Below are 23,112 nucleotides of genomic sequence, written 5' to 3' on the forward strand. Positions count from 1 at the left end.
CCGGCGCCTTTGCGGACCGTCAGGAGGCGGCGAGCTCGTCGCCCACGCGGAGGGTGCCGAGGGCGCGGGGGACGCCGAGCCTGCCGAACATGATCTCGCGGGTGCCGCCGAAGCGCTCGGCGCGGTACCGGCCGAGGGCGCGCAGCGGTTCGGGGGACCGGCGGGCGGTGTCCTGGTCGGTGTTGATGATGACGCAGCGGCCGCACGGCCTGATGAGCTCGATCTCCACCCCGCCGCCGCGCAGCCGCGTGACGGGGTCCTCGCCGTAGGGGCCGAGGCCGTGCAGGACGATGTTGGGGCGGAAGCGCGCCATCGGGAGCCGGGCGTCCATCCGCCGGTTCAGGTCGTCCAGCGACTCGTCCGACAGCACCGAGACGGGATAGCCGTCGGCGTACGTCAGGGTGCCGCCGCCGAGTGCGGTGGGGCGCGTCCCGGTGAAGCGGACGAGACGGCAGGCGAGCCCCAGGGTCTCGGAGAACCATCCGGCCGCCTCGTCGCCCTGGTCCATCCCCTGGCACGGGCGGCGGTGCACGGTGACGTCGAGAGCGGGGCCGTCCAGCGCCTCGCACACCAGGGGCGCGGCCGCGAGCGGCGTGTGGACGATGAGCTTCCCACCGTCGTAGTCGGGGCGGAGCAGCGCCAGCTCGGGGACCTCCCGCTGCGACAGATGCCTCCCGTCGGGCCGCACGAGCATGAACTCCCGGTCGTGGCGCAGCCCGTCCCGGGTCAGCTCGGCCCGGACGACCGGGACCGCTCCCGCGCTCTTGATCGGGAAGATGTTCAGGCCGGCGACAACGGCGATCATGCGTCGGACGTTACGGACCGGCTCGCCGGGTGACCAGGCGTACGGGCGATACTTGACGCGGATTCGTCAGTTTGGAGGGCGGAGGGCATGACCGCGCAGGACTTCACCTACGCCGAGGTGGGCGCGACGCGCGACGCCGAACGCCCGGCCGGGTACCGGCACATGCGGCAGCGGACGCTCGTCGGACGGGGGCCCGCGGCCTTCCGGAACGCCGCGGACGCGGTCATGGAGTTCTGGATGCACCGGGCACTGCCGGTCCGGGTGGAGGCGTCGGCGCCGCGCGCCGCGCCCGGAGTGAGCGTCGTGATCGGTCTGGGCGTCGGGGCGCTGCGCCTGAGGGCGCCGTGCCGCATCGTCTGGACGCGCGAGGAGGAGCGCTACGCCGGATGGGCGTACGGGACGCTCCCGGGCCACCCGGAGTCGGGAGAGGAGTCGTTCGTCGTGCACCTGGACGACGAGGGCGACGTATGGCTGACGGTCACGGCGTTCAGCCGTCCGGCGACGGCGGCCGCCAGGCTGGCGGGCCCGCTCGGGAGGATGTTCCAGCGGTCCTATGCCCGCCGCTGCGGCGCCGTGCTGCGCCGCCTGTCGCGGGTCTAGGTGGGCCGCGGGACCACGCCCACCCCGGTCGTGGCCCCGCGGCCCCGCTTTAGGGCGCCCCGCGCTTTTCGATTATCCCTGCCGGCGTCCCCATGCACGAATCGGCGGAATGAGTTTTGACTCACAATGTGACCTGCGCTTCCCGCCATTGTCGTCAACCGGGGCCGGTGACGTGCGGCGACGATGCGCGTTCCGGGTGGTGCCCGGGCCGCGCGCAGCGTCCGGCGCGCTCCGGGCCCGGCGGACATAAACGCGGCCGTCTCTTTTCGCGACGACGGAAAAGCGTTATGCCGGAGGGGCCGGTGTGAAGCGGTTGAGCCGGCGGCGTCCTCATTCGGTCGGTCTTTCCGGTGAACCGGCGGTCCGCCGGGCCCGTCGCGGGCCCGCGCCGGTAGATTCGGGGACGCTCGCGCGAGGGGGACGGATCCCGCGCGGCGGGGACGGGATGGGGACGCGATGCGGGTCGAACTGCTCACCGTCGGGGACGAGCTGCTCCTCGGCGACACGATCAACGGGAACGCCGCGTGGCTGGGCCGGCGCCTCGCCGACCACGGCGTCGAGGTCACCCGCAGCGTGGTCGTCGGCGACGAGCTGGACGTGATCGTCGCGGCGGTGGAGACCGCGCTCGACCGGGCCGACGCGGTCATCACCACCGGCGGGCTCGGCCCCACCTACGACGACGTGACGCGCGACGCCCTCGCCAAGGCGGCGGGCGTCGACCTCGTCCGCGACCCGGCGCTGGAGCGGCGGCTGCGCGAGCGGGTCGCCCGGGCCGGCCGGGAACTGCAGCCGATGGCGCTGCGCATGGCGGACGTCCCCGAGGGCGCGCGGCTGCTGGCCAACTCCGCCGGTTCGGCGCCCGGCCTGCGCGTCGAGCTGCCCGGCGGGGTCGCCTACGCGCTGCCGGGCGTCCCGTTCGAGATGCGCACGATCATGGACGAGGTCGTGCTGCCGGAGCTCGCGGAGATCGCCGGGCTGCCCTCCGTCGCGCGCCGCACGCTGCGCACCGCCCGGCTGTGGGAGTCGGTCATCGCGACCCGTCTCGCCGAGGTGGAGGCGATGGACGGGGTGAAGCTCGCCTACCTGCCCGACCCCGCCGAGGTGAAGATCCGCATCACCGTGGCCGGCCGGGACGCCGCGGAACGGCTGGCGGGCGTGGAGTCGCGCGTCCGGGAGTTGCTCGGCCCGTCGGTCTACGGGGTCGAGGACGAATCGCTCGGCCTGGTCGTGCACCGGCTGCTCCTGGAGCGGGGCGAGACCGTCGCCACGGCCGAGTCGCTGACCGGCGGGCTCATCGGCGCCGAGCTGACCGCGACGCCCGGGTCGTCCGGGACCTACGCGGGCGGCATGGTGACCTACGCCACCGATCTGAAGCGGAGGCTGCTCGGCGTGCCGGGCGACCTTCTCGCCGAGCACGGGGCCGTCCACCCGGACGTGGCCGCCGGGATGGCCGCGGGGGCCCGGGACGCGCTCGGGGCGACCTACGGGCTCGCGGTGACGGGCGTCGCCGGCCCGGACCCGCAGGACGGCCGTCCCGTGGGAACGGTCTATATCGGCTTGGCCGGACCTGGAGACTCGCTCACGGTGGCCGGTCCGAAACTTCCGGTGCCCGGCACGGGGCCGGAGATCCGCGCGGTGATCCGGCGGATGACCGTCGTGCACGCGCTTGAGCTGCTGAGACGTCGCCTGCTGGGACTTGACGTCGCCGACGAGAGCGGGGAGGCTCGGGCAGATCGGGAAGATCGGGGCTGATTACAGCGTTACGTTCCGAGCGAACACGAAATCAACGGTCTGCCACGGCCACCGCCAAGGCGGGTACGGTGGAACCGGCAGATGGTCCGAACTGAGGGAGGGAGCGAGACGATGGTCCTGCTTCGCCAGCTGCTCGGTGACGTACTGCGGCAGCTGCGGCTGCGCCAGGGACGCACCCTCCGTGAAGTGTCCGCGGCCGCGCGGGTGTCACTCGGCTACCTGTCTGAGGTCGAGCGAGGGCAGAAAGAGGCCTCTTCGGAGTTGCTCTCCTCTATCTGCAAGGCCCTGGGCGTCCCGCTGTCGCACGTGCTAAGGGAAGTCGCGGATCAACTTGCCCTCGCCGAGCTGCAGCACGAGCCCGTCATGGCGGGCGCGCCCGAGCACGAGCGCATCTCCGCCGAGAGCATTCCGGAGACCCCGGAGGAGATCACCGGCGAGCTTCGCGCCGACATGGTCGCCGCCTGACCTTTCCGGCGCGTTCATGCCCCGACCCGGGGCCGCGGGTGTGCGCGGCCTCACGGCATGAACTCGGCATTTCCGGGGATCCTCCCGTGTTGTAACGGATAACCGTAACGATGCGGAAGGAGCCTGTTCATGGCGTCGGTCAAGAGCCCTCTCACCGAGGCGGCACTGAAGGCCGCCGGGGACGCTTTGCAGGGCGCTCTCATCGATTTGATCGATCTCGCACTGGTCGCCAAGCAGGCGCACTGGAACCTCACCGGACGCAACTTCAAGGTCGTCCACGAGCACCTCGACGAGATCGTCGCGCTGGCCCGCAGCGGCCAGGACGACGTCGCCGAGCGCGCCGTGGCGATCGGGGCGAACCCGGACGGTCGTGTCCGCACGGTCGCCGACCGCACGACGATCCCGCAGCTGGAGGCCGGTTACCTCGCCGACGACAAGGTCGTCGCCGCGATCACCGACATCCTCGCGCAGATCATCGCGCGGTTCCGGGAGCGCATCGAGGCGACCGACGAGCCGGACCAGGTGACCCAGGACCTGCTCATCGGCATCACCGCCGAGCTCGAGAAGCAGCACTGGATGTTCCAGGCGCAGACCTGACCAACGCGACCGCGACACCGAACCCCGGCCCCGCCGCTCGGCGAGGACCGGGGTTTTTCTCGTTCCGCCACGATCCGACCCGCAATCTGCCGATCATGGAGGATGCGCCCTCTCCTGAGAGCCCTGCCGCTCGCCGCCGCCCTGCTGGCGCTGGCCGCCTGCGGTTCCGAAAGCGATGGCGCGGGCCGTCCCTGCACGCTGATCGGCGCGGCGCCCGGGCTGAGCCTGACCGTGCCCGACGGGTCCCGCGTCGCGTCCGCGACCATGCGGGTGTGCTGGAACGGGACGTGCCATGATCCCCGGATCGAGCTGAGCCCGACCTCCAAGACCGTCTCGACCGGCTGCGACGGCGACGGCTCCGACGCCGCCTGCGGCGCCTCGGCGTCCCCCGACGGAGGCGCGGCGGGCTTCGCGCGGGTCGAGGGGCTGCCCAAGGCGCCCGTCCAGGTCACGCTCAAGCTGCGCGACTCGGAAGGTCGGACCTACCTCACCCGCCGCCTTGACGTCACGCCGAAGGCCACGTTCCCGAACGGCCCTCACTGCGGCGAAGGCCCCCCGCAGGCGGCGCTGACCGTCGCGAACGGCCAGGTGACCGTGCGCTGATCAGAGATGCGCCAGGACGGTCTCGGCGAACTCGACGGCGAGCGGGGTCAGAGCGTCCCAGCGGCGTGCGGCCCATCCGGCGGTGAGCGGCGGCAGTTCCGGGATCGGAACCAGCCGGACGTCCCCCGGCCCTCCTCCCCACCCCGGCAGAGCGGGCAGGATCGCCTGGCCGAGGTCCAGTTCGGCCAGCAGGAGCGCGGTGTCCCAGTCGGCGACGCTCGTGGTCGACGTGAGGCGCACCCCGTGGCGTTCCAGCTGCATCTCCAGATGGACGCGGGACGTCGAGTGCGCCGGCAGTTCGATGTAGCGGATCGCGGCCAGCTCGCCCAGCGCCACGGACGCCCGCGCGGCCAGCGGATCGTCCACGTGCACGGCGAGCACCCACGGCAGCTCGCACGACGCCCGCTGCTCGACGCCCTCCAGCGGCGGCCCGATCGTCACCCACGCGAGATCGGCCGTGTGCGAGCGCACCGCCTCCAGACAGCGGCGGCTCGACCCGGCGGTCTCGAACTGGAGCGCCGCCTCGGGATGCCGGTCCCGGAACTCCGCCACCCCCGCCGCCATGAAATGCCGCACGGTCGTGGCCCCGGTCGCGACCCGGACGGTGCCGCCCACCCCGCGGCGCACGTCATCGAGTTGACGCAGCGCGGCGTCCAGCCCGGCGATCCCCTCCGCCGCCGCCCGCTGAAGGATGCGCCCCGCGCGGGTCGGCACCACGCCGCGCGGCCGCCGCTCCAGCAGCACGAGCCCGGTCTCGCGTTCGAGTCGCTTGACGTGCTGGCTGACGGCCGACTGGCTGCACGACAGATCCCGCGCCACCGCGCTCAGGTTCCCCGCCGCACAGACCGCCACGAACACGCGAAGATCGTCCAAGGTCACAGATCCAAGCTAGACCGAGGAGCTTTCCAACAAAACCCGAGAATTGACTTGGAGTGGCGCCCCGACGCACGATCTTCCCAAGGGCGCAGGATCCGGCGACCCCGACAGGCGGCGACCCGTCCTGAGGTCTCAGGCGTCAGGGCGGGCGCCGACCGGCTGGCAGCGCGGGCACCAGAAGGTCGCCCGCTCTCCCTGCTCCGCCCGCTCGATGCGGGTTCCGCACCTCCGGCAGGGCCGTCCGGCGCGCCCGTACACCCAGTGCTCCCGGCCGCGCCCCGGCTCACCGGTCGTGATGTGGCCGTGCCGCTCCTTGTTGGCCTCCAGAAGGCGGTGAGCGAGCCGCACAAGACCCGAAGTGTCGGGAACGTTCCCTACGGCGGTCCACGGGTTCACGCCCCGCAGGAACAGAACCTCGGCCTTGTAGACGTTGCCGATCCCGGCGACCCTCGTCTGGTCGAGCAGCGCCTCGCCGATCGCCCGCTCCGGCTCCTCCGCCAGCCGCGCGACGGATGCGGCCGCCATCTCCGGCCCCCACGCCGGATCGAGAAGGTCGGGCCCGAGGTGCCCGACCGCCGAGCCCTCCTCGTCGGTGCGCAGCAACTCGACCACCCCGAGCGAGTACCCGACCGCCTGCCACTCCGCGTTCGCCAGCACGAGCCGCACCCGGTGGTCGCGCGGAGGAGGCCCGGCCCTGCGGACCTGCCAGCGTCCCTCCATCTTCAGATGGGTGTGGACGGTCAGCCCGCCCTCGATCCGCACGAGGAGATGCTTGCCGCGCGAGACCACGTCCAGGACGGTCCGTCCGCGCAGATCGGCCGTCGCGTACCTCGGCACGCGGAAGTCCGAGCGCGTCAGCACCCGCCCCTTCAGCGCCTCGCGCAGGCGCCGGGCGGTCAGCCAGACGACGTCGCCCTCGGGCATGTCAGATCAGGGAGGGGCTTTCCCAGGCGGAGGGGTCCTCGGTCAGCTTCTGGACGGCCGCCGGCAGTTCCCCGGCGGCTATGTGCGCGAGCGTGACCTGCTCCAGGATCGACCGCTCGCTGGCGCGCAGCGCGATCCACACCTCCTGCAGGGACCGCGCGGGCCCCTCGTACCCGACGTGCTCGGGCCGCTCGCCCCGCACGCCGAGCAGCGGCCCGTCGATGGCGCGAATGATGTCGGCCAGCGAGATCCGCTCGGCCGGACGTGCCAGCCAGTAGCCGCCTTCGGGTCCCCGCTGGCTCCGGACGAGCCCGGACCGGCGCAGCTGGCCGAGGATGTTCTCCAGGAATTTGGGCGGTATCTGCTGGGCCTCGGCGAGTTGGACCGCGGTCACCGGATGACTCCCGGCGACCGCCAGCTCGGCGGAGGCGCGCAGCGCGTAGTCGACCCGGGCGGACAATCGCATATTCGCATTATCCCTTGCCGATAGGACTACTTCGGTTCCCTCCCGGCCAAGAAGATGTACCTACTAGTATGTACGAAGCCGACCCGAAGGGACACGTGATCCGATGCCGCTGGTCCGCATTGACGCCCTCCGGATGCCCCCTCCCCAGTTGGAAGCACTCGGGGACGCGGTACACCAGGCCCTCATGGACTCGATCGGTTTCCCCGCCGACGACCGCTTCCAGATCCTGACAAGCCACGACGGCACGACCGGCACGCTTCGCCACGGCACGTACCTGGACATCCCCCGCGACGACGGCATCGTCTACATCGACATCACCATGCGCGCCGGCCGCACCGCGGACCAGAAGAAGGACCTCTACGAACGCGTATGCGCCCTAGCCCACGAGCGCGCCGACGTGGCCCCCCACAACATCTTCATAGTCATCCACGAGAACACCCCGGCAGACTGGTCCTTCGGCCACGGCCAGGCCCAGTACCTCCCGTAGCCGGCGACCCGCCAGGCCCAAAGCACGACGCACCGCCGGAACCGGGCTCTTGTCCAGCGGTGCGCCGTGGGTCTCAATCGCCAACCCGCCCCCTCAGCCGCCGCGCCCCGGGCCCCGCGCGACAACCGAGACGGTCGCGATCACGTCCAAAGGCAGCTTCGAGCGAAGCAAGACCCAACGCGGCGAGCGATGCCCGCCAACCGGCACCCGCTACCGCAGCCACCTCAGCCGCGACCGCAACCCCGCGACGACCTCAATGGTGGCGATCGCGTCCAAAGGCAGGTTCGAGCGAAGCAAGAACCTGATCGCGCAGCGAGCCGCAAGGCGAGCCGGAGCGATGCCAGCGATCGCCCGCTTTTATCGACGATGGAGGGCCGCCAGGCCCGAAGGAGGAGAAAAAGCAATCAACACAACCCCAGGAGTTCGGCGGCGGCTTGGGCGTTGGCGGCGGCGGCGCCGTAGGTGGCCAGGTAGACGGCTGAGCGGGGGCGCCAGACGGGGAGGCCCATTTCCACGACGACGGTGTCGGGACGGGCGGTGAGCAGGGCCGTGGTGAGGGCGCGCTGGCCGGCGTGCCGGTGGGCGTCGCGGAGGACGATGACGAGCCCGCGGCCCTTGGCACGGTCCAAGACACGTTCCGCCGTCCCGTCCGCGCCGTCGGCCTGGACGGCGTCGGGCGCCCACGGGTGCAGGCCCCAGGGTGTCGGGCCGACCGCGATGTTGCCGGTCGTCTCGGTCTCGACGATCAGGGGCGCCCCGTTCCAGCCGGGCAGCGCGCCGGTCACGCGGACGGCGCGGCGGGCGGCCTCCAGCCCGGCGGGCCGGTCGACGGCGGCGGGGCTGTGCCCGGCGAGCCATTCCCTGAGCAGGCGGGTGCGCTCGGCCGCGTCCGCCAGCCTGGCCAGCGGGAGGCGCCCGGTCCGGACGGCCTCGTCGATCGCGGCGAGGGTGGCCTCGACGGTCTCGGCGTGCTCGCGGGGACCGAGGCACAGCAGGTCGGCGCCCGCGATGAGGGCCCGCACGGACGCCTCCGGGATGCCGATCGCGCCGCTCGCGCCCTCCATGTCGAGCGCATCGGTGACGATCACGCCCTGGTAGCCGAGTCGCTCGCGGAGCAGCCCGGTGATCGCCTCCTGGGAGAGGGTGGCCGGCGCCCCGCGGGTGATGGCGGGCAGGTTGAGGTGCCCGGTCATCACCGCGCGGGTGCCGGCCGCGATCGCCGCCCGGAACGGGACCAGCTCGCGGCGGTCCAGCAGGTCCAGGTCGGCGTCGACGAGCGGGATCCCGAGGTGGGAGTCGTCCACGGTCGCGCCGTGGCCGGGGAAGTGCTTGGCGCAGGCGGCGACGCCCGCCTCCTGCGTGCCGGTCACGGCGGCGGCGGCGTGCCGCGCGACCAGCGCGGGGTCCGAGCCGAACGAGCGGGTGCCGATGACCGGGTTGTCGTCGGCGGTGTTGACGTCGACCGACGGCGCGAAGTTGAAGTTGACGCCGACCTCGGCCAGTTCGGCGCCGAGCGAGCGGTAGATGCGGCGGGTGAGTTCGGGGTCGTCGACGGCGCCGAGCGCGGCGTTGCCCGGGTAGGGGCTGCCGGTCGCGTGGCCGCCGAGGCGGGTGACGTCGCCGCCCTCCTCGTCGATCGTGATGAAGGGGTCGCCGGCCTTGCGCATCTGCGCGGTGAGCGCGGCCAGCGACTCGGGGCTCGGGACGTTCCCGGTGAGCGCGAACAGCGTGACGCCGCCGAGGCCGACCTCCATCTCGTCCAGGACCCAGCGGGGCGCGGTCGCGCCGGGGAAGGACGGGAGCAGCGTGCCGCGCGCGAGCCGGGCGATCTCCGCCGTGGTCGCGATGTCGTCGGTCGTCACCCCTTCACCGCCCCGGCGGTGAGCCCGGACACCATGCGGCGCTGGACGATCAGGAAGAAGGCGATGACGGGAATGGTGAGCAGCGTCGACGCTGCCATGATGGGCCCCCAGGCGTTGCCGCTGCGGCCGAAGAAGAACTGCAGCATGATCGGCAGGGTGTACTTGGTCTGGTCGTCCAGGAACGTGAACGCGAAGATGAACTCGTTCCAGGCGGTGATGAAGGAGAAGATGCTGGTCGCCACCAGGCCGGGAGCGACGAGCGGGAGCATGACGCGCAAGAACGTCCGGACCGGGCCCGCGCCGTCGATGGCGGCGGCCTCCTCCAGTTCGCGCGGCACGGCGGCGACGAAGCCGCGCAGCATCCAGATCGCGAACGGGACGGCGAAGCCGATGTAGACGATGACGAGGCCGGCCAGGCTGTTCAGCAGGTCCAGTTGCTTCAGGTCGAGGAACAGGGGGATGACCAGCGCCTCGCACGGGACCATCTGGACCACCAGCAGCATGATCAGGAACGTGGTGCGGAAGCGGAACCGGAAGCGGGCGACGGCGATCGCGGCCATCAGCGAGAGCAGCCCCGACACGAGGACGGTGACGAGCGCCAGGATCGCGCTGTTGCGGAAGTACTCCCAGAAGGAGACCTCGGCGATGCCGCCGTTCAGCACCAGATCGAAGTGCTCCAGCGTCGGATGGGACGGCAGCGGCTTCGGCGTCGTGCTGAAGATCTCGGTGTTGGGCTTGAAGGCGGTGGAGGCCATCCAGAAGACGGGGAACACCGCGATCAGGAAGACCAGCAGGCCCGTCCCGTTCAGCAGCAGTTTGCGCGACAGGCGCCTCATCGGGTCTCCCCCTGACGGACCATGACCCGCACGTACAGGGCGGTGACGATGAGCAGGATGAGCGTGAGCACGAGCGCGATCGCCGAGCCCATGCCGAGTTTCGGATTGAGCGAGCCGAACGCCTCGGAGTAGCCGTACAGCGACAGGTTGAACGCGTCGCGGTTGGCCATCCCGGCCATGATGAACAGCTGTGTGAAGACCTTGAAGTCCCAGATGATCGACATGACGACCAGCACGAGGAAGATCGGCTTGAGCATCGGGTAGGTGAGGCTCCAGAACGTCCGCCACGGTCCGGAGCCGTCCACCCGGGCGGCCTCGTACAGCTTGCCGGGGACGCTCTTCAGCCCGGCCAGCACGGACACCGCGACGAACGGGCAGGCCTGCCAGACGACGCACACGGTGAGGACGGTGTAGGTGGACAGCGGCGTGGCGAACCAGTTGTAGTCGCTCCAGCCGCCGCCGACGAGGAAGTCCGGCAGCAGGTCCAGGCACCAGTTGACCAGGCCGCCGGTGGTGCCGAACAGCCAGCTGAAGATGATCGCCGCGGTGACGGGCGGGGTCGCCCAGGCGACCATCACGCCACCGGCGACGAAGCTCGACATCCGCTTGCCGAGCTTGTTGAGCAGCAGCCCCACCAGCGTCCCGACGACCAGGGTCAGGGACACCGCGACGACGGCGAACAGCACGGTGTGCCGGAGGGTCTGCCAGAAGAACGGATCGTTGAAGATCTTTGTGAAGTTCTCGGTCCCCACCGACTCGGCCGGCTCGCCGCGCAGCTGGCGGTTGCCGACCTTCTGGAACGACATGATCCCGATCTGGACCATGGGCCAGAACATCAGCAGGGCGATCACGACCACGGTGGGCGCGATCAGCAGGTAGGGCCCGAAGCGGGGCCTGCGGCGGGGGCGCGCCCGGCCGGACGTTCTCCGGCCGGGCGCTCTCCGCACCGCGGGAGCGGTGTCGAGCATGGACGTTCCGATCAGCCGGGTACTAGGGGTTCAGCAGCGTGTTGGCCTGCTCGTTCGCCTTCTTCATCTCCTCTTCGGCGGACTTGCCCTGCATGATCGCCTTGACCGCGTTCGGCAGCACCTTCTTGGCCTGCTCGAACTCGCCCCAGCCCGCGCTGATCGGCGGGAACTTGGTGTTGCCGGCGATCGAGGTGAAGATCTCCAGCTTGGGGTCGGAGAACTTCACGTCCGACCGCATGGAGGAGAAGCCGCTGTAGTCCGCCCAGCCCTTGGCGTTCTTGGCGTTGTTCAGGACCGTGATGTAGTCGAAGGCCGCGCCCTTGGCCTTGCTGTCGTTCCAGACCGCGAGGTCGGAGCCGCCCGCCATGACCGGGGCGTTGCCGCCGGTCTTGGTCGGGATCGGGAAGACGCCCCACTTGTCGGCGTTCTTCTCGGAGACCTTCTTCATCTCCTTGAGCGCCCAGCTGCCGTCGACGTACATGCCGAGCTTGCCGAGCGCGAAGTCGCGCTGCGGGCCCTCCAGCTCGTTCTTGCCGACGTACTTCTCGGGGGCGACCTTCTCGGTGGTGACGAGCCCGGCGTAGTACTTGACCGCCTCGACCGCCTGCGGCTGGTCGAGCTGCCCCTTGAAGCCGCCCTTGCCGTCGTCGACGGCGACCTCGCCGGCGTTGCCCCACACGAAGCTGAGCAGCGCGTTGGTCTGGTCGCTCGGGATGCCGATGCCGGGGACCTTCTTGGAGCCCTGCACCTTCTTCGCGGCGGCGGTCAGGTCCGCCCACGTCTTCGGCGGCTGGATGCCGAGCTCCTGGAACCAGTCCGTCCGGTACCAGACGCCGCGGACGCCCCCGTACCACGGCACCGCGTAGGTCTTGCCGTCCGCGGTGTCGTTGCCGAGCGCGGTCTTGTTCAGCGTCTTGCCGTCCGCCCAGCCCGTGAACCGGTCGGTGATGTCGGCCAGGCTGCCCTGCTCGATGTGGGACTGGACGTCGGTGTTGCCGAGCTCGGTGACGTCGGGCCCCTCGCCGCCGGCCGCCGCCTTCTGGAACGTCGTGGCGACCTGCGGCCACGGCACGTACTTGACCTGGACGTCGGTGTTCGGGTGCTTCTGCTTGAACTCGGCCTCGACCCCGTCGAGGAACTTGGTCTGCTCGGGCGTGCCGTCGCCCATCATCCAGACCTTCAGCTGCGCCGGGTCCTTGCCGTCGCCCGCGTCGCCGTCCTTCTTGTCGCCGCCGCAGGCCGTGGCGGCCAGGGCGATCGCGGCCGTCACGGCCGCAACCTTCATGTACTTCACTGGGGGTTCCTTTCCGGCATCGCCTCGCGCGGCCTTGTGGCCTGCGGTGCGAGTGGAGACGGCGCGGACCCTTTAGGGTCCCAGCCATGCCCCTCCCGCGTTCGCATCGCTCGCGGGCGCCCTGCTCGCCAGTCCGCGCTCTGCGGCGCGCCCCCGACCCGGGGTACCGTGCCGGTCGGCGCTTGGGCGTAAACTAACAAGAAACTTTCCTAAACAAAACTCCTCGTTAGCGGATTGAGACATCAGGGGTCAGAATGGCAAGACGCCCGGGAACGCCGAGACTGCTGCGTGAGCTCAACGACCGCGCGGCACTGGACCTGCTCGTCGAGCAGGGTCCGCTCACCCGCGCGCAGATCGGCGAGCACACCGGGTTGTCGAAGGTGACCGCGTCCCAGTTGCTGTCCCGGCTGGAAGAGCGGGGGCTCGTCTCGGTGGTGGGGGAGCAGGCCGGGGGACGGGGCCCGAACGCCGCGCTCTACGCCGTCGTCCCGTCCAGCGCGTATGTCGCGGGCCTGGAGGTGGGGCCGGACGGGGTCACGGCCGGCGTCGCCGACATCACCGGGCAGATCGTCGCCCAGGTCACCGTGGATCCGAACGGCGCCGACGATCCCGTGAAGATGGTGCACAGCGCCGTCGTCAAGGCGTGCCGCTCGGCCAAGGTCGCGGTGTCGAAGCTGAGCGCGTTCGTCATCGGGACGCCCGGCGTCGTCGACCCGCGCTCCGGCGACGTCCAGTTCTCCTTCGACCTGCCCGCCTGGCACGAGGGCGTCCTCGCCGCGCTGCGCACCGACCTGCGCCGCCCCGTGATCATCGAGAACGACGTGAACCTCGCCGCGATCGCCGAGCGGGCCTACGGGGCGGCGCGCGACGCCGACGACTTCGCGCTCATGTGGTTCGACCGCGGCATGGGCCTGTCGGTGATGCTGGGCGGGCGGCTGCACCGCGGGCGGTGGGGCGGAGCGGGGGAGATCGGCTACCTGCCCGTCCCCGGGGCGCCGCTACCGGTCGGGGACGCCCGGCGCGCCGCCCAGGACGAGGGCGTCACCGAGTCGACGACCTGGGGGATCCCGACCCTCGCCGGCGGATACGGGGCCCTGGTGGGCGCGGACGCGGTCCGCGCCCTCGCGCACGAGCACGGCTTCACCGAGCCGACCGCCGTGGACTGCGTCCGCGCGGCGGCCGACGACGAGGACCGCGGCGGGGCGTTCCTCGACGAGCTCGCCGACCGCATCTCCTACGGCGTGACCTCGGTCAACATCGTCCTGGACCCGGGGCTCGTGGTGCTGTCGGGAAGCCTCGGCCGGGCCGGCGGATGGCCGCTGGCCACCCGCATCGAGTCGATCGTCGGCCGGATCAGCCCGACCCGCCCCGCCGTCGCCGTCACCGGCGTGAAGGGCGACCCCGTCCTGCGCGGCGCCCTGCACGCGGCGCTGGAGCAGGCGCGCGACGACGTCTTCTCGGCCGCGGGGGCATCGTAGGAAGGCGCGTCCGCGAAAGCGGAAGCGCCTCCGCCCGGCGGGCGGAGGCGCTTCCCGATCGCGCGGTGGTCCGTTCCCCTACTTGGCGGGCGCCGCCGCGACGGCGACCTCCGGATGACGCCGGGGGTCGTTCAGCGCGCGGTCGATGACGGTCTGGCTGATGATCTGACGCTTGCGCCGGAGAGCGGCGGCCTTGCGTGCCGTAGGTGTCATGCCGAAACCCCGTTCCGCGGTGACGCTTTCCCCTTGGCCACCGCAAACCCCGTGATGCAGCCATGCTCTCAAACGAAAGGGCTGGAGGGGATCCGCCCAAGGAATGAATTCGAGGTCAGACCACCAGCGGAGGCCCGCCCCGGACATCCGCGGGGCGGCCGCGCTGAGATCATGGGAACGCCGACTCCTGCCCGCCCGTTGGGGGAACCGTGAGTGACGAACCGAGGGGACGTCATGGCGCTGCGTGACCGGCTGCGGCGCCTCGTCCAGAAGCCCGGAAGCGTCGATCTGGCGCCGCTGCGCGCCCTGGTGGACGAGGCGGCGACGCGCGAGTCCCGCGTCCGGGAGCTGCCGGACGCGGAGCTGACCGCGGCCGCGTCCGCCCTCCGCGAGAAGGAGGACCTCGCGGAGCTGTGCGCCCTCGGCCGGGAGGCCGCGCGCCGGGCGCTGGGGGAGCGGCCCTTCGACGTGCAGCTCGTCGGGACGCTCGCACTGCTGTCCGGGCACGTCGCCGAGATGGCGACCGGCGAGGGCAAGACCCTGGCGGGCGCCCTGGCCGCGGCCGGGTACGCGCTGCGCGGCCACCGGGTCCACGTCATGTCGGTCAACGACTACCTGGCGCGGCGCGACGCCGAGTGGATGGGCCCGCTCTACGCGATGCTGGGCGTCACCGTCGGCTGGGTCGGCCAGTCGTCCACGCCCGCCGAGCGACGCGAGGCCTACCGGGCGGACGTGACGTACGCGCCGGTCAGCGAGGTCGGGTTCGATCTGCTCCGGGACCGGCTCGCCACCGGCGCCGCCGCCCGCGTGCTGCCCGAGCCGTCCGTCGCGCTGATCGACGAGGCCGACTCGGTGCTGGTGGACGAGGCCATGGTCCCGCTCGTGCTCGCGGGCGCCGACGACTCGGGCGGCGCCGACCCGCAGCACGCCGACCTGGTCCGCCGGCTGCGCCCCGGGCTGCACTACGCCACCGACGACGAGGCGCGCAACGTCCAGCTCACGGCCACCGGGGCGCGCGAGGTGGAACGCGTCCTCGGGCTCGACCTCTACGCGCCGGAGAACCTCGCCGTGCTCACCGCGGTGAACGTGGCCCTGCACGCGGAGGTCCTGCTGCACCGCGACGTGGACTACATCGTCCGGGACGGCGCGGTGAAGCTGGTCAGCGAGTCGCGGGGCCGGGTCGCCCTGCTGCAGCGCTGGCCGGACGGCCTGCAGGCGGCGGTCGAGGCGAAGGAGGCACTGGACGCCTCCCCGAGCGGGGAGATCCTCGACTCGATCACCGTGCAGGAGCTGATCGGGCGCTATCCCGTCCGGTGCGGCATGACGGGCACCGCGATGGCCGTCGCCGGGCAGCTGACCGAGTTCTACTCGCTGCGGATCGCGGTCGTCCCGCCGAACCGGCCGTGCGTTCGCGAGGACGAGCCGGACCGCCTCTACGCGACCGTCGCCGACAAGGAGGTCGCGATCGTCGAGGAGATCGCCGCCGCGCACGCCGGGGGCCGCCCGGTGCTGGTCGGGACGGGCGACGTCGCCGAGTCCGAGCGGCTCGCCCGCCGCCTGGCCCGCGCCGGGCTCGACCGGGTCGTCCTCAACGCCAAGAACGACGCCGAGGAGGCCGCGATCATCGCGGAGGCGGGCGCGCACGGCGCGATCACCGTCTCCACGCAGATGGCCGGCCGGGGCACCGACATCCGGCTGGGCGGCAGCCCCTCGCCGTCCGCACCGGGCACGGCCCCGGCGGAGCGGGACGGCACCGACCACGACCGGGTCGCGCGGGCCGGCGGCCTGCTGGTCATCGGGACGGGCCGCTACCACAGCAGCCGCCTGGACGACCAGCTCAGGGGGCGGGCAGGACGGCAGGGCGACCCCGGCGGCTCGGTGTTCTTCACCAGCCTCCAGGACGACCTCGTCACCCGCTACGCGCCGGACGAGGAGTCGAAGGCGTCCACCGGCGACGACGGGCTCATCACCGACAAGGGTGCGCACTGGATCGTCGGCCACGCCCAGCGCGTCGCGGAGGGCGTCGACCTGGAACTGCACCGCAACACGTGGCGGTACAACCACCTGATCGGGCTCCAGCGGCGGGAGGTGCTCGCCGAGCGCGACGCCGTCCTGAACGGCGACGCCGCCGACCGGGCCATGGCGGCCGACGCCCCGGAGCGGCACGCCGAGCTCACCGCGATCGCGGGCGCGGACGCGGTGGCCGGCGCCGCGCGGCAGATCGTCCTGTACCAGCTGGACCGCTGCTGGGCCGAGCACCTGGCGTTCCTCGCCGACCTGCGCGAGGGCATCCACCTGCGGTCACTCGGCCGCGGCCTGGACCCGCTGATCGAGTTCAACCGGGAGGCCGTCCCGGCGGGCAAGCGGCTCCTGGCCGACGCGCGGAAGCGGTCCGCGGCCGCCTTCGAGGCCCTCACCGCCTCGAAGGACGGCGTCGACCTCGACTCCGCCGGGCTGAAGCGGCCCTCGGCGACCTGGACCTACCTCGTCCACGACAACCCGTTCGGGTCCCTGGACGAGCGGGCCCTGCGCGGGCTGATCGCCATGTTCAGGGGCCGGCGGCGCTGAGCCGCCGGGGGACGAGCGCCTCGGCGGCGGCGCGGGCGGAGGGCGCCGCGTCACGGACGCCCGCGACGCTGAACGCGACGACCGCGCCCTCGTGCAGCATCAGCAACTGGTCGGCCAGCACGCCGTCGCCCACCAGGTCCGCGTAGAGGGCGCGGACCCACGCCTTCTGCTCGGCGGCCAGCCCGTGGACGGGGTGGGACGGATCGGGCAGCTCGGCGCAGGCGTTCACCATCGAGCAGCCGCGCCCGGACCGGGTGGCCAGCCACTCTCCGAGGGCGTCGAACGTGGCGAGGACCCGGTCGCGGGCGCCCGCGACCTCGGCGAGCCGGCCGGTCGTGAAGGCGCGCCACCGCTCGTCGCGGGCCCGCAGGTAGGCCAGGATCAGCGCGTCCTTGGAACCGAACCGGTCGTAGACGGTCTTCTTCGTGACGCCCGCCTCGGCGGCGATCAGCTCCATGCCGACCGAGCCGATGCCGCGTTCGTAGAAGAGCTCGCTCGCGACCTGGAGGACCCGCCGGGCGGCGGGGGTGAGGGGCCGGTCGTGCACGGGCATCGCGGCTCCTTCCGCAGGGTGACCTCAATTATACATCCCGGTGTGGTTACCTTATAGGTATACCGGTATGTATACCTGAGGGGGGATCGTGGACATCCGCCGATCGAACGCCCTGCTGGGCGCCGCGTTCGTCGTCATGTGGAGCTCCGGGTTCGTCGGCGCCGAGCTCGGAACGCGGGGCGCGCCGGCGAGCGCGCTGCTGGCCTGGCGGTTCCTCATCGGCGCGGGCGTGCTCGGGATGTGGCTGCTGTGGCGGCGGCGCCGGATCCCGCCCCGGGACCTGGCCCTGCACGCCCTGATCGGGACGCTGGGACAGGTCGGCTACCTCTCCGGTGTGTTCCTCGCCGCCGAGCTCGGCGTGGTAGAGGGGATCAACAGCCTGATCACGGCGTTGCAGCCGCTCGTCGCGGTCGCGCTCGCCGGCCCCGTGCTCGGCGAGCCCGTCGGCCGTCGCCGGCTCGCCGGATTCGCCGCCGGGCTCGGCGGCGTCGCGCTCGTCGTCGGCGGCGACCTGAGCGCGGACGCTCCGGCCTGGGCGTACGCGCTTCCGTTCGCCGCGATGCTCTCCCTCGTCGGCGCCACCCTCGTGGAACGTCGCACACGCCCCTCGCTGGAGCTTCCGGAGGCCCTGGCCGTCCAGGCGGGCGTGAGCGCGGTGGTGTTCTCGGGCTTCGCCGGTGTGGACGGCTCACTGGTCCCGCCGGCCGATCCCGTGTTCTGGACGGCCATCGCCATCCTCGTCGTGCTGGCGATGTTCGGCGGGTACGGGCTGTACTGGGTCAACGTCCGGCGGACGGGTGTCGCCAGGGTGTCCGCCCTGCTCTATCTCACCCCGCCCACGACGATGCTGTGGGGCTGGCTGATGTTCGGCAGCACGCTCACCCTGCCGTCAGTCCTGGGCATGCTGGTGTGCGCCGCCGCCGTGACCGTGGCCCTCCGGGCCCCGGACGGTCAGGAGCGCAGCCGCAGCCCGCGCGGCGTGGGGTGGAAGCCCGCCGACTCCAGCGCGGCGGCCAGCGGGGAGTCGCTGATCGCCTCGCCGTCGGCGCGCTCCACGGTCAGTTTGCCGAGCGCCCCCTCGCGGACGGACAGGGCGAGGGCGTCGACGGCGGGTTGCAGGACGTCCGGGTCGTCGTCCCAGGTCAGGAGCGTCCGCCCGCCGCGTTCGACGTAGAGGACCAGGCGTCCCTCGACCAGCACGACGAGCGCGCCGGCCTTGCGGCCCGGCTTGTGGCCGCTGGCGACCTCGTCGGCGCGTTCCGGCCAGGGCAGGGCGGCGCCGTAGGGGTTGGCGGGATCGGCCGCCGCCAGGACGAGCGCGCGGACCCCGGGTTTGCGGGGCGCCTCCCAGAGGGCGGAGATGTCGTCCGGTGCGGAGGCCGCCGGGCGGAGCGCGCGGAGGCGGTCGACGGCCCCCGGCAGCGCGAACTGGGCGGCTCCGAGGCCCTCGACGAAGTAGCCCCGCCGGCAACGCCCCGTCTCCTCGAACGCGCGCAGGACCGGGTAGACGGCGGAGAACCCGCCAGGGGTGCGTTCGGCCGCGACGGCGCCGCGGATGACGATGCCGTACCGCTCCAAGAGCGCTTCGGCGAGGGCGTGCGAGCGCAGGGTCGCGGTGGGCTCGCGCTCGGGGAGCGGCCACCAGCGCCCGGCGACCGTGGGCGGGCCCGTCCGGGACGGCAGGACGGGACGTCCGCGCCGCGTCGTCCGGGAACGGTGCGTCGGACGGCCCGACCCGAGCGCGGACCGCAGCGGGGCCAGCGTGTCGTTGGTGAGGTGGCCGGCCCAGACGAGGTCCCACACGGCGGTGACGAGGTCGGCGTCGTTCGCGTCGGCCTGCTTGTTCACGCGGTCGGACAGCGTGCGGAAGAACAACGCGCCTCCGTCACCGAGGGCGTCGAGGGCGGCTTGGTGCACGGGCGTGAGCGTGATCTCGGCCGGGGCCGGCATGAGCAGCGGAGCGGTGTCGGCCAGGTACAGCGCCACCCAGCCGTCGCCGCCCGGCAGCCCTCCCTGGCCCGCCCAAACGACCTCGCCGGCCGACGTCAGCTCGTCCAGCATGGCCGGGGAGTAGCCGGGCACCCGCGACGGCAGGACCAGCGACTCCAGCGCGGACGCGGGCACCGCCGCGCCCTGCAACTGCTCGATCGCCTGGACGAGCGCGTCGATGCCCCGCAGCCGCGACCCGCCCGCGATGCCGTGCCAGGCCGGCAGGAACCGGCCGAGCGACTCCGGCGGGGACGGCTCGACCTCGGCGCGCAGGCGCGCCAGGGAACGCCGCCGCAGCATCCGCAGCACGCCGCCGTCGCACCATTCGGTCGTCAGCGGGCCCGCCACGGACCCGACCGGCAGGAACTCGCCCTCGACGACCCGGCCCGCGCCCGACAGCCGCCGCAGCGTCTCGACGACCACGGCGACGCCCAGCCCGAACCGCGCGGCGGCCTCGGCCGCCCGGAACGGCCCGTGCGTGCGCGCGTACCGGGAGACCAGGTCGCCGAGCGGGTCGTCGACCGGTTCGAGGAACGCCTCCGGGACGCCCACCGGCAGCGGCGCACCGAGCGCGTCCCGCAGGCGGCCGGCGTCCTCGATCGCCGCCCAGCGCTCCTCCCCGGCGATCCGCACCCGGATCGCCCGCCGCGTCGCCTCCAGCTCCGCCAGCCACCGCGACACCTGGACGAGCACCGCGCCCGGGACGGGATCGCCCGCCGCGGCGGCCTCCGCGTCACCGGCCGTGGCGGCGCTCTCGTCCGGTTGGGCGCCAAGGCCCGCGGGCAGTGTGCGCTCGGCCGCTTCCGCCGTGCTCAGGGGGCCGAGGGCGCGCAGGAGATCGGCGACGCCCTCCATGTCGCGCGCACGGCGGTCGGCCGCGAGGCGCTGGAGCTCGCGTTCGGTCTCGGCGACGGCGTCGGGATCGAGCAGCTCGCGCAGATCGGCCTGGCCGAGCAGTTCGGCGAGGAGCGCCGAGTCGAGTGCGAGGGCCTGGGCGCGGCGCTCCGCCAGGGGCGAGTCGCCCTCGTACATGAACGCGCCGACATAGTGGAACAGCAGGGAGCGCGCGTAGGGGGACGGCTCGGAGGTCTCCACCTCCACCATGCGGACCTTGCGTCCGGACATGTCGCGCATGAGCTGGACCAGGCCCGGGACGTCGAACACGTCCTGCAGGCACTCGCGCATGGTCTCCAGCACGATCGGGAACGACGGGTACTTGCTCGCCACGGCCAGGAGCTGCGCGGCGCGCTGGCGCTGCTGCCACAGGGGCATGCGCTTGTCGGGGCGGCGGCGGGGGAGCAGCAGCGAACGCGCCGCGCACTCGCGGAACCGGGCGGCGAACAGCGCCGAGCCGCCCAGCTCGTCGACGACGACGCGCTCGATGTCGTCGGCGTCGAAGACGGCCAGGTCGAGGCCGGGTGGCTCGTCCATGTCCGGTATGCGGATGACGATGCCGTCGTCGGCGTGCATGGCCTGCGCGTCGACGCCGTACCGCTCGCGCAGGCGACCGGCGATGGCGAGCGCCCAGGGCGCGTGCACGCGCGCGCCCAGCGGCGAGTGGACGACCATGCGCCAGTCACCGAGTTCGTCGCGGAACCGTTCGACGACCATCGTCCGGTCGTCGGGGATGTGACCGGTGGCCTCGCGCTGCTCGGTCAGGTACGAGACGAGGTTGGCGGAGGCCCAGTCGTCCAGGCCCGAAGCGGTGACGCGTGCCTGCGCCTCCTGCTGGGAGAGCTCGGCCAGCTCCCGGGTGAAGGTACCGAGCGCGCGGCCCAGCTCGGCCGGACGCCCCAGCGTGTCGCCGTGCCAGAACGGCAGCTTGCCGGGCTGGCCCGGCGCGGGGGAGACGAGCACGCGGTCGGGGGTGATGTCCTCGATCCGCCATGAGCTCGCGCCGAGGACGAACACGTCCCCCACGCGCGACTCGTACACCATCTCCTCGTCGAGTTCACCGACGCGCGACGCCTTCTCGCCGACGAGGAACACCCCGAACAGGCCGCGGTCGGGGATCGTCCCACCGCTGGTCACGGCGAGCCGCTGGGCGCCCGGACGGTCGCGCAGCACGCCGGTCACGCGGTCCCAGACGAGGCGGGGGCGGAGCTCGCCGAACTCGTCGCTGGGGTAGCGCCCGGCGAGCATGTCCAGGGACGCCTCCAGCGCCGAGCGGGGAAGCGTGGCGTAGGGGGCGGCCCGCTTGACGAGGGATTCGAGGTCGTCGACCGTCCACTCGTCCATCGAGACCATCGCGACGATCTGCTGGGCGAGGACGTCGACGGGGTTGCGCGGGTACCGCAGCTCCTCGATCTCGCCGCCGCGCATGCGTTCGGCCACCACGGCCGTCTGCACGAGGTCGCCCCGGTACTTGGGGAAGATGACGCCCTTGGACACGGCGCCGACCTGGTGGCCGGCACGCCCGACCCGCTGGAGCCCGTTGGCGACCGACGGCGGCGACTCCACCTGGACGACCAGGTCCACCGCGCCCATGTCGATGCCCAGTTCCAGGCTGGACGTCGCCACGACCGCGGGCAGGCGGCCCTCCTTCAGGGCGTTCTCGATACCGGCCCGCTCCTCCTTGGAGACGGAGCCGTGGTGCGCCCTGGCGATCTCCGAGGGCGCCCCCTTGGCGGCACCCGCCTGGGCCATCGCGGCCGCAGGGGAGTGGTCCTCGGGCAGGGATTCGCCGGCCGCGCGTTCGTAGGCGAGTTCGTTCAGCCGCCCGCACAGCCTCTCGGCCAGGCGCCGGGAGTTGGCGAACACGAGCGTCGAGCGATGCGCCTGGATGAGGTCGAGCAGACGGTCTTCCACGTGGGGCCAGATGCTGCGCTGGCGGGGGTCGGCCGTCCCCGAGTCGTCGACGAACCGGCCGACCTCGCCCATGTCCTCCACCGGGACGACGATGTCGAGCTCGAACACCTTCTCCGAACGCGGCTGGACGACGGCGGCGGGCCTCGGCCCGCCCAGGAACGCCGCCACCTCGTCCGCGGGACGGACCGTCGCCGACAGGCCGATGCGCTGGGCGGGGCGTTCCAGAAGCGCGTCCAGCCGTTCGAGGGACAGCGCGAGATGCGCGCCGCGCTTGGTGCCCGCCACGGCGTGCACCTCGTCGACGATGACGGTCTCCACCCCGCGCAGCGACTCGCGCGCCCGCGAGGTGAGGATCAGGAACAGCGACTCCGGGGTCGTGATCAGGATGTCGGGCGGCCTGACGGCCAGCCGGCGGCGCTCGTCGGCCGGGGTGTCGCCCGACCGCATCCCGACGCGGACGTCCGGCTCGGGAAGGCCGAGGCGGCGCGCCGCGTGGCGGATGCCGGTCAGCGGGGCGCGCAGGTTGCGCTCGACGTCCACGGCGAGGGCCTTGAGCGGCGACACGTACAGGACGCGGCAGCGGCGCAGCGGGTCTTCGGGGAGGGCTTCGGTGCCGAGCCGGTCGAGGGACCACAGGAAGGCCGCCAGGGTCTTGCCGGACCCGGTCGGCGCCACGACCAGCGTGTTGTCGCCGCCGGCGACGGACTCCCAGGCGCCGGCCTGCGCGGGGGTGGGTGCGGCGAACGCCCCGGTGAACCAGGCGCGGGTCGCCGGGGAGAAGCGTTCGAGCACGTCACCGCCCATGGCGCCATACTGCCTCGCGGGTCGGACAGAATGCGCGGGCGTGGCGCGCGTCACATAAATGAGCGAAGCGAACGCCGGATCCCCAAGTACTACAAGCTGAAGGAACTGCTGGTCGAGCTGATCCAGTCGCTTCCCGCGGGCAGCCCGCTGCCGCCCGAGCGGAC

Annotated in this window: 19 protein-coding genes and 1 pseudogene; 9 read left to right on the plus strand and 11 right to left on the minus strand. The window is 72.6% G+C overall.

Translation table 11 applies throughout. From position 1 onward, the window contains the following. Positions 1 to 19 precede the first annotated feature (19 nt). Positions 20 to 805: an MOSC N-terminal beta barrel domain-containing protein gene (locus tag AB0H37_RS08580; RefSeq protein ID WP_360611977.1), complete on the minus strand. Its 786-nt coding sequence runs from the start codon at positions 803 to 805 to the stop codon at positions 20 to 22. Between the two features lie 87 nt (positions 806 to 892). Here AB0H37_RS08580 and AB0H37_RS08585 point away from each other — a divergent pair, with 87 nt between their 5' ends. The 5 genes from AB0H37_RS08585 to AB0H37_RS08605 all read left to right on the plus strand — a co-directional run bounded on the left by AB0H37_RS08585 (position 893) and on the right by AB0H37_RS08605 (position 4,822). Next, entirely contained in the window at positions 893 to 1,405 is a 513-nt protein-coding gene (locus tag AB0H37_RS08585; protein ID WP_179833504.1) for a DUF1990 domain-containing protein, read from the plus strand. Positions 1,406 to 1,861: 456 nt separating this feature from the next. After that, on the plus strand, positions 1,862 to 3,157 hold the full coding sequence (locus AB0H37_RS08590; RefSeq protein ID WP_360611978.1) for a CinA family nicotinamide mononucleotide deamidase-related protein: 1,296 nt from the start codon (positions 1,862 to 1,864) through the stop codon (positions 3,155 to 3,157). A gap of 111 nt (positions 3,158 to 3,268) precedes the next feature. Beyond that, entirely contained in the window at positions 3,269 to 3,622 is a 354-nt protein-coding gene (locus tag AB0H37_RS08595; RefSeq protein ID WP_089313015.1) for a helix-turn-helix transcriptional regulator, read from the plus strand. Positions 3,623 to 3,751: 129 nt separating this feature from the next. Continuing rightward, a complete protein-coding gene (locus tag AB0H37_RS08600) occupies positions 3,752 to 4,219 on the plus strand; it encodes a DNA starvation/stationary phase protection protein (RefSeq protein ID WP_179833506.1) in 468 nt (155 codons plus the stop codon). 102 nt (positions 4,220 to 4,321) lie between these two features. Continuing rightward, the gene (locus tag AB0H37_RS08605) at positions 4,322 to 4,822 is read left to right on the plus strand and encodes a hypothetical protein (protein WP_360611979.1); all 501 of its coding nucleotides are present in this window, start codon (positions 4,322 to 4,324) and stop codon (positions 4,820 to 4,822) included. Here the strand turns inward: AB0H37_RS08605 and AB0H37_RS08610 are convergent, their stop codons facing one another. The 3 genes from AB0H37_RS08610 to AB0H37_RS08620 all read right to left on the minus strand — a co-directional run bounded on the left by AB0H37_RS08610 (position 4,823) and on the right by AB0H37_RS08620 (position 7,088). Continuing rightward, positions 4,823 to 5,701, minus strand: coding sequence for a LysR family transcriptional regulator (locus AB0H37_RS08610; RefSeq protein ID WP_360611980.1), 879 nt, complete (start codon positions 5,699 to 5,701; stop codon positions 4,823 to 4,825). 129 nt (positions 5,702 to 5,830) lie between these two features. Then, positions 5,831 to 6,622 (minus strand): DNA-formamidopyrimidine glycosylase family protein, encoded by a 792-nt coding sequence (locus tag AB0H37_RS08615; protein WP_329093739.1) that lies wholly within the window; start codon positions 6,620 to 6,622, stop codon positions 5,831 to 5,833. Position 6,623: 1 nt separating this feature from the next. Further along, positions 6,624 to 7,088 (minus strand): Rrf2 family transcriptional regulator, encoded by a 465-nt coding sequence (locus tag AB0H37_RS08620; RefSeq protein WP_179833510.1) that lies wholly within the window; start codon positions 7,086 to 7,088, stop codon positions 6,624 to 6,626. A gap of 103 nt (positions 7,089 to 7,191) precedes the next feature. On the opposite strand from AB0H37_RS08620, the gene AB0H37_RS08625 reads away from it, so the two are divergent. Then, positions 7,192 to 7,575: a tautomerase family protein gene (locus tag AB0H37_RS08625; RefSeq protein ID WP_329093737.1), complete on the plus strand. Its 384-nt coding sequence runs from the start codon at positions 7,192 to 7,194 to the stop codon at positions 7,573 to 7,575. 404 nt (positions 7,576 to 7,979) lie between these two features. On the opposite strand, the gene AB0H37_RS08630 is transcribed toward AB0H37_RS08625, so the two are convergent. The 4 genes from AB0H37_RS08630 to AB0H37_RS08645 are packed head-to-tail and all read right to left on the minus strand — an operon-like array spanning position 7,980 to position 12,526. Then, the gene (locus tag AB0H37_RS08630; protein WP_229809873.1) at positions 7,980 to 9,437 is read right to left on the minus strand and encodes a glycoside hydrolase family 3 N-terminal domain-containing protein; all 1,458 of its coding nucleotides are present in this window, start codon (positions 9,435 to 9,437) and stop codon (positions 7,980 to 7,982) included. Beyond that, positions 9,434 to 10,273 (minus strand): carbohydrate ABC transporter permease, encoded by an 840-nt coding sequence (locus AB0H37_RS08635; RefSeq protein ID WP_329093736.1) that lies wholly within the window; start codon positions 10,271 to 10,273, stop codon positions 9,434 to 9,436. The genes AB0H37_RS08630 and AB0H37_RS08635 overlap by 4 nt, the downstream gene beginning before the upstream one ends. Then, positions 10,270 to 11,241: a sugar ABC transporter permease gene (locus tag AB0H37_RS08640; protein ID WP_360611981.1), complete on the minus strand. Its 972-nt coding sequence runs from the start codon at positions 11,239 to 11,241 to the stop codon at positions 10,270 to 10,272. The genes AB0H37_RS08635 and AB0H37_RS08640 overlap by 4 nt, the downstream gene beginning before the upstream one ends. Positions 11,242 to 11,263: 22 nt before the next feature. Beyond that, entirely contained in the window at positions 11,264 to 12,526 is a 1,263-nt protein-coding gene (locus AB0H37_RS08645; protein ID WP_360611987.1) for an extracellular solute-binding protein, read from the minus strand. A 263-nt stretch (positions 12,527 to 12,789) separates the two neighbouring features. Between AB0H37_RS08645 and AB0H37_RS08650 the strand changes: the two genes are divergently transcribed. Further along, positions 12,790 to 14,013, plus strand: a complete 1,224-nt coding sequence (locus tag AB0H37_RS08650; RefSeq protein ID WP_329093734.1) for an ROK family transcriptional regulator — start codon at positions 12,790 to 12,792, stop codon at positions 14,011 to 14,013. Positions 14,014 to 14,091: 78 nt separating this feature from the next. Here the strand turns inward: AB0H37_RS08650 and AB0H37_RS08655 are convergent, their stop codons facing one another. After that, on the minus strand, positions 14,092 to 14,226 hold the full coding sequence (locus AB0H37_RS08655) for a hypothetical protein (RefSeq protein ID WP_268247744.1): 135 nt from the start codon (positions 14,224 to 14,226) through the stop codon (positions 14,092 to 14,094). A gap of 234 nt (positions 14,227 to 14,460) precedes the next feature. Between AB0H37_RS08655 and secA2 the strand changes: the two genes are divergently transcribed. Then, positions 14,461 to 16,794, plus strand: coding sequence for an accessory Sec system translocase SecA2 (gene secA2, locus AB0H37_RS08660; RefSeq protein WP_360611988.1), 2,334 nt, complete (start codon positions 14,461 to 14,463; stop codon positions 16,792 to 16,794). Here the strand turns inward: secA2 and AB0H37_RS08665 are convergent. After that, positions 16,775 to 17,347, minus strand: coding sequence for a helix-turn-helix domain-containing protein (locus tag AB0H37_RS08665; protein WP_360611982.1), 573 nt, complete (start codon positions 17,345 to 17,347; stop codon positions 16,775 to 16,777). The two genes, secA2 and AB0H37_RS08665, sit on opposite strands and share 20 nt — an antisense overlap. Before the next feature lie 136 nt (positions 17,348 to 17,483). Here AB0H37_RS08665 and AB0H37_RS08670 point away from each other — a divergent pair. Continuing rightward, positions 17,484 to 18,221, plus strand: a pseudogene (locus AB0H37_RS08670) (DMT family transporter); the annotation flags it as partial. 77 nt (positions 18,222 to 18,298) lie between these two features. Here AB0H37_RS08670 and AB0H37_RS08675 read toward each other — a convergent pair. Then, the gene (locus tag AB0H37_RS08675; protein ID WP_360611983.1) at positions 18,299 to 22,948 is read right to left on the minus strand and encodes a DEAD/DEAH box helicase; all 4,650 of its coding nucleotides are present in this window, start codon (positions 22,946 to 22,948) and stop codon (positions 18,299 to 18,301) included. Between the last annotated feature and the right edge of the window lie 164 nt (positions 22,949 to 23,112).

Origin of the sequence: Actinomadura sp. NPDC023710 (genome assembly GCF_040639875.1) — a bacterium.
Classification (GTDB): Bacteria; Actinomycetota; Actinomycetes; order Streptosporangiales; family Streptosporangiaceae; genus Spirillospora; species Spirillospora citrea.

Coding starts and splice junctions, on each gene's coding strand:
- AB0H37_RS08580 (WP_360611977.1), bottom strand. CDS start 805: ATGATCGCCGTTGTCGCCGGCCTGAACATCTTCCCGATCAAGAGCGCG.
- AB0H37_RS08585 (WP_179833504.1), top strand. CDS start 893: ATGACCGCGCAGGACTTCACCTACGCCGAGGTGGGCGCGACGCGCGAC.
- AB0H37_RS08590 (WP_360611978.1), top strand. CDS start 1,862: ATGCGGGTCGAACTGCTCACCGTCGGGGACGAGCTGCTCCTCGGCGAC.
- AB0H37_RS08595 (WP_089313015.1), top strand. CDS start 3,269: ATGGTCCTGCTTCGCCAGCTGCTCGGTGACGTACTGCGGCAGCTGCGG.
- AB0H37_RS08600 (WP_179833506.1), top strand. CDS start 3,752: ATGGCGTCGGTCAAGAGCCCTCTCACCGAGGCGGCACTGAAGGCCGCC.
- AB0H37_RS08605 (WP_360611979.1), top strand. CDS start 4,322: ATGCGCCCTCTCCTGAGAGCCCTGCCGCTCGCCGCCGCCCTGCTGGCG.
- AB0H37_RS08615 (WP_329093739.1), bottom strand. CDS start 6,622: ATGCCCGAGGGCGACGTCGTCTGGCTGACCGCCCGGCGCCTGCGCGAG.
- AB0H37_RS08620 (WP_179833510.1), bottom strand. CDS start 7,088: ATGCGATTGTCCGCCCGGGTCGACTACGCGCTGCGCGCCTCCGCCGAG.
- AB0H37_RS08625 (WP_329093737.1), top strand. CDS start 7,192: ATGCCGCTGGTCCGCATTGACGCCCTCCGGATGCCCCCTCCCCAGTTG.
- AB0H37_RS08635 (WP_329093736.1), bottom strand. CDS start 10,273: ATGAGGCGCCTGTCGCGCAAACTGCTGCTGAACGGGACGGGCCTGCTG.
- AB0H37_RS08640 (WP_360611981.1), bottom strand. CDS start 11,241: ATGCTCGACACCGCTCCCGCGGTGCGGAGAGCGCCCGGCCGGAGAACG.
- AB0H37_RS08645 (WP_360611987.1), bottom strand. CDS start 12,526: ATGAAGGTTGCGGCCGTGACGGCCGCGATCGCCCTGGCCGCCACGGCC.
- AB0H37_RS08650 (WP_329093734.1), top strand. CDS start 12,790: ATGGCAAGACGCCCGGGAACGCCGAGACTGCTGCGTGAGCTCAACGAC.
- AB0H37_RS08655 (WP_268247744.1), bottom strand. CDS start 14,226: ATGACACCTACGGCACGCAAGGCCGCCGCTCTCCGGCGCAAGCGTCAG.
- secA2 (WP_360611988.1), top strand. CDS start 14,461: ATGGCGCTGCGTGACCGGCTGCGGCGCCTCGTCCAGAAGCCCGGAAGC.
- AB0H37_RS08665 (WP_360611982.1), bottom strand. CDS start 17,347: ATGCCCGTGCACGACCGGCCCCTCACCCCCGCCGCCCGGCGGGTCCTC.
- AB0H37_RS08675 (WP_360611983.1), bottom strand. CDS start 22,948: ATGGGCGGTGACGTGCTCGAACGCTTCTCCCCGGCGACCCGCGCCTGG.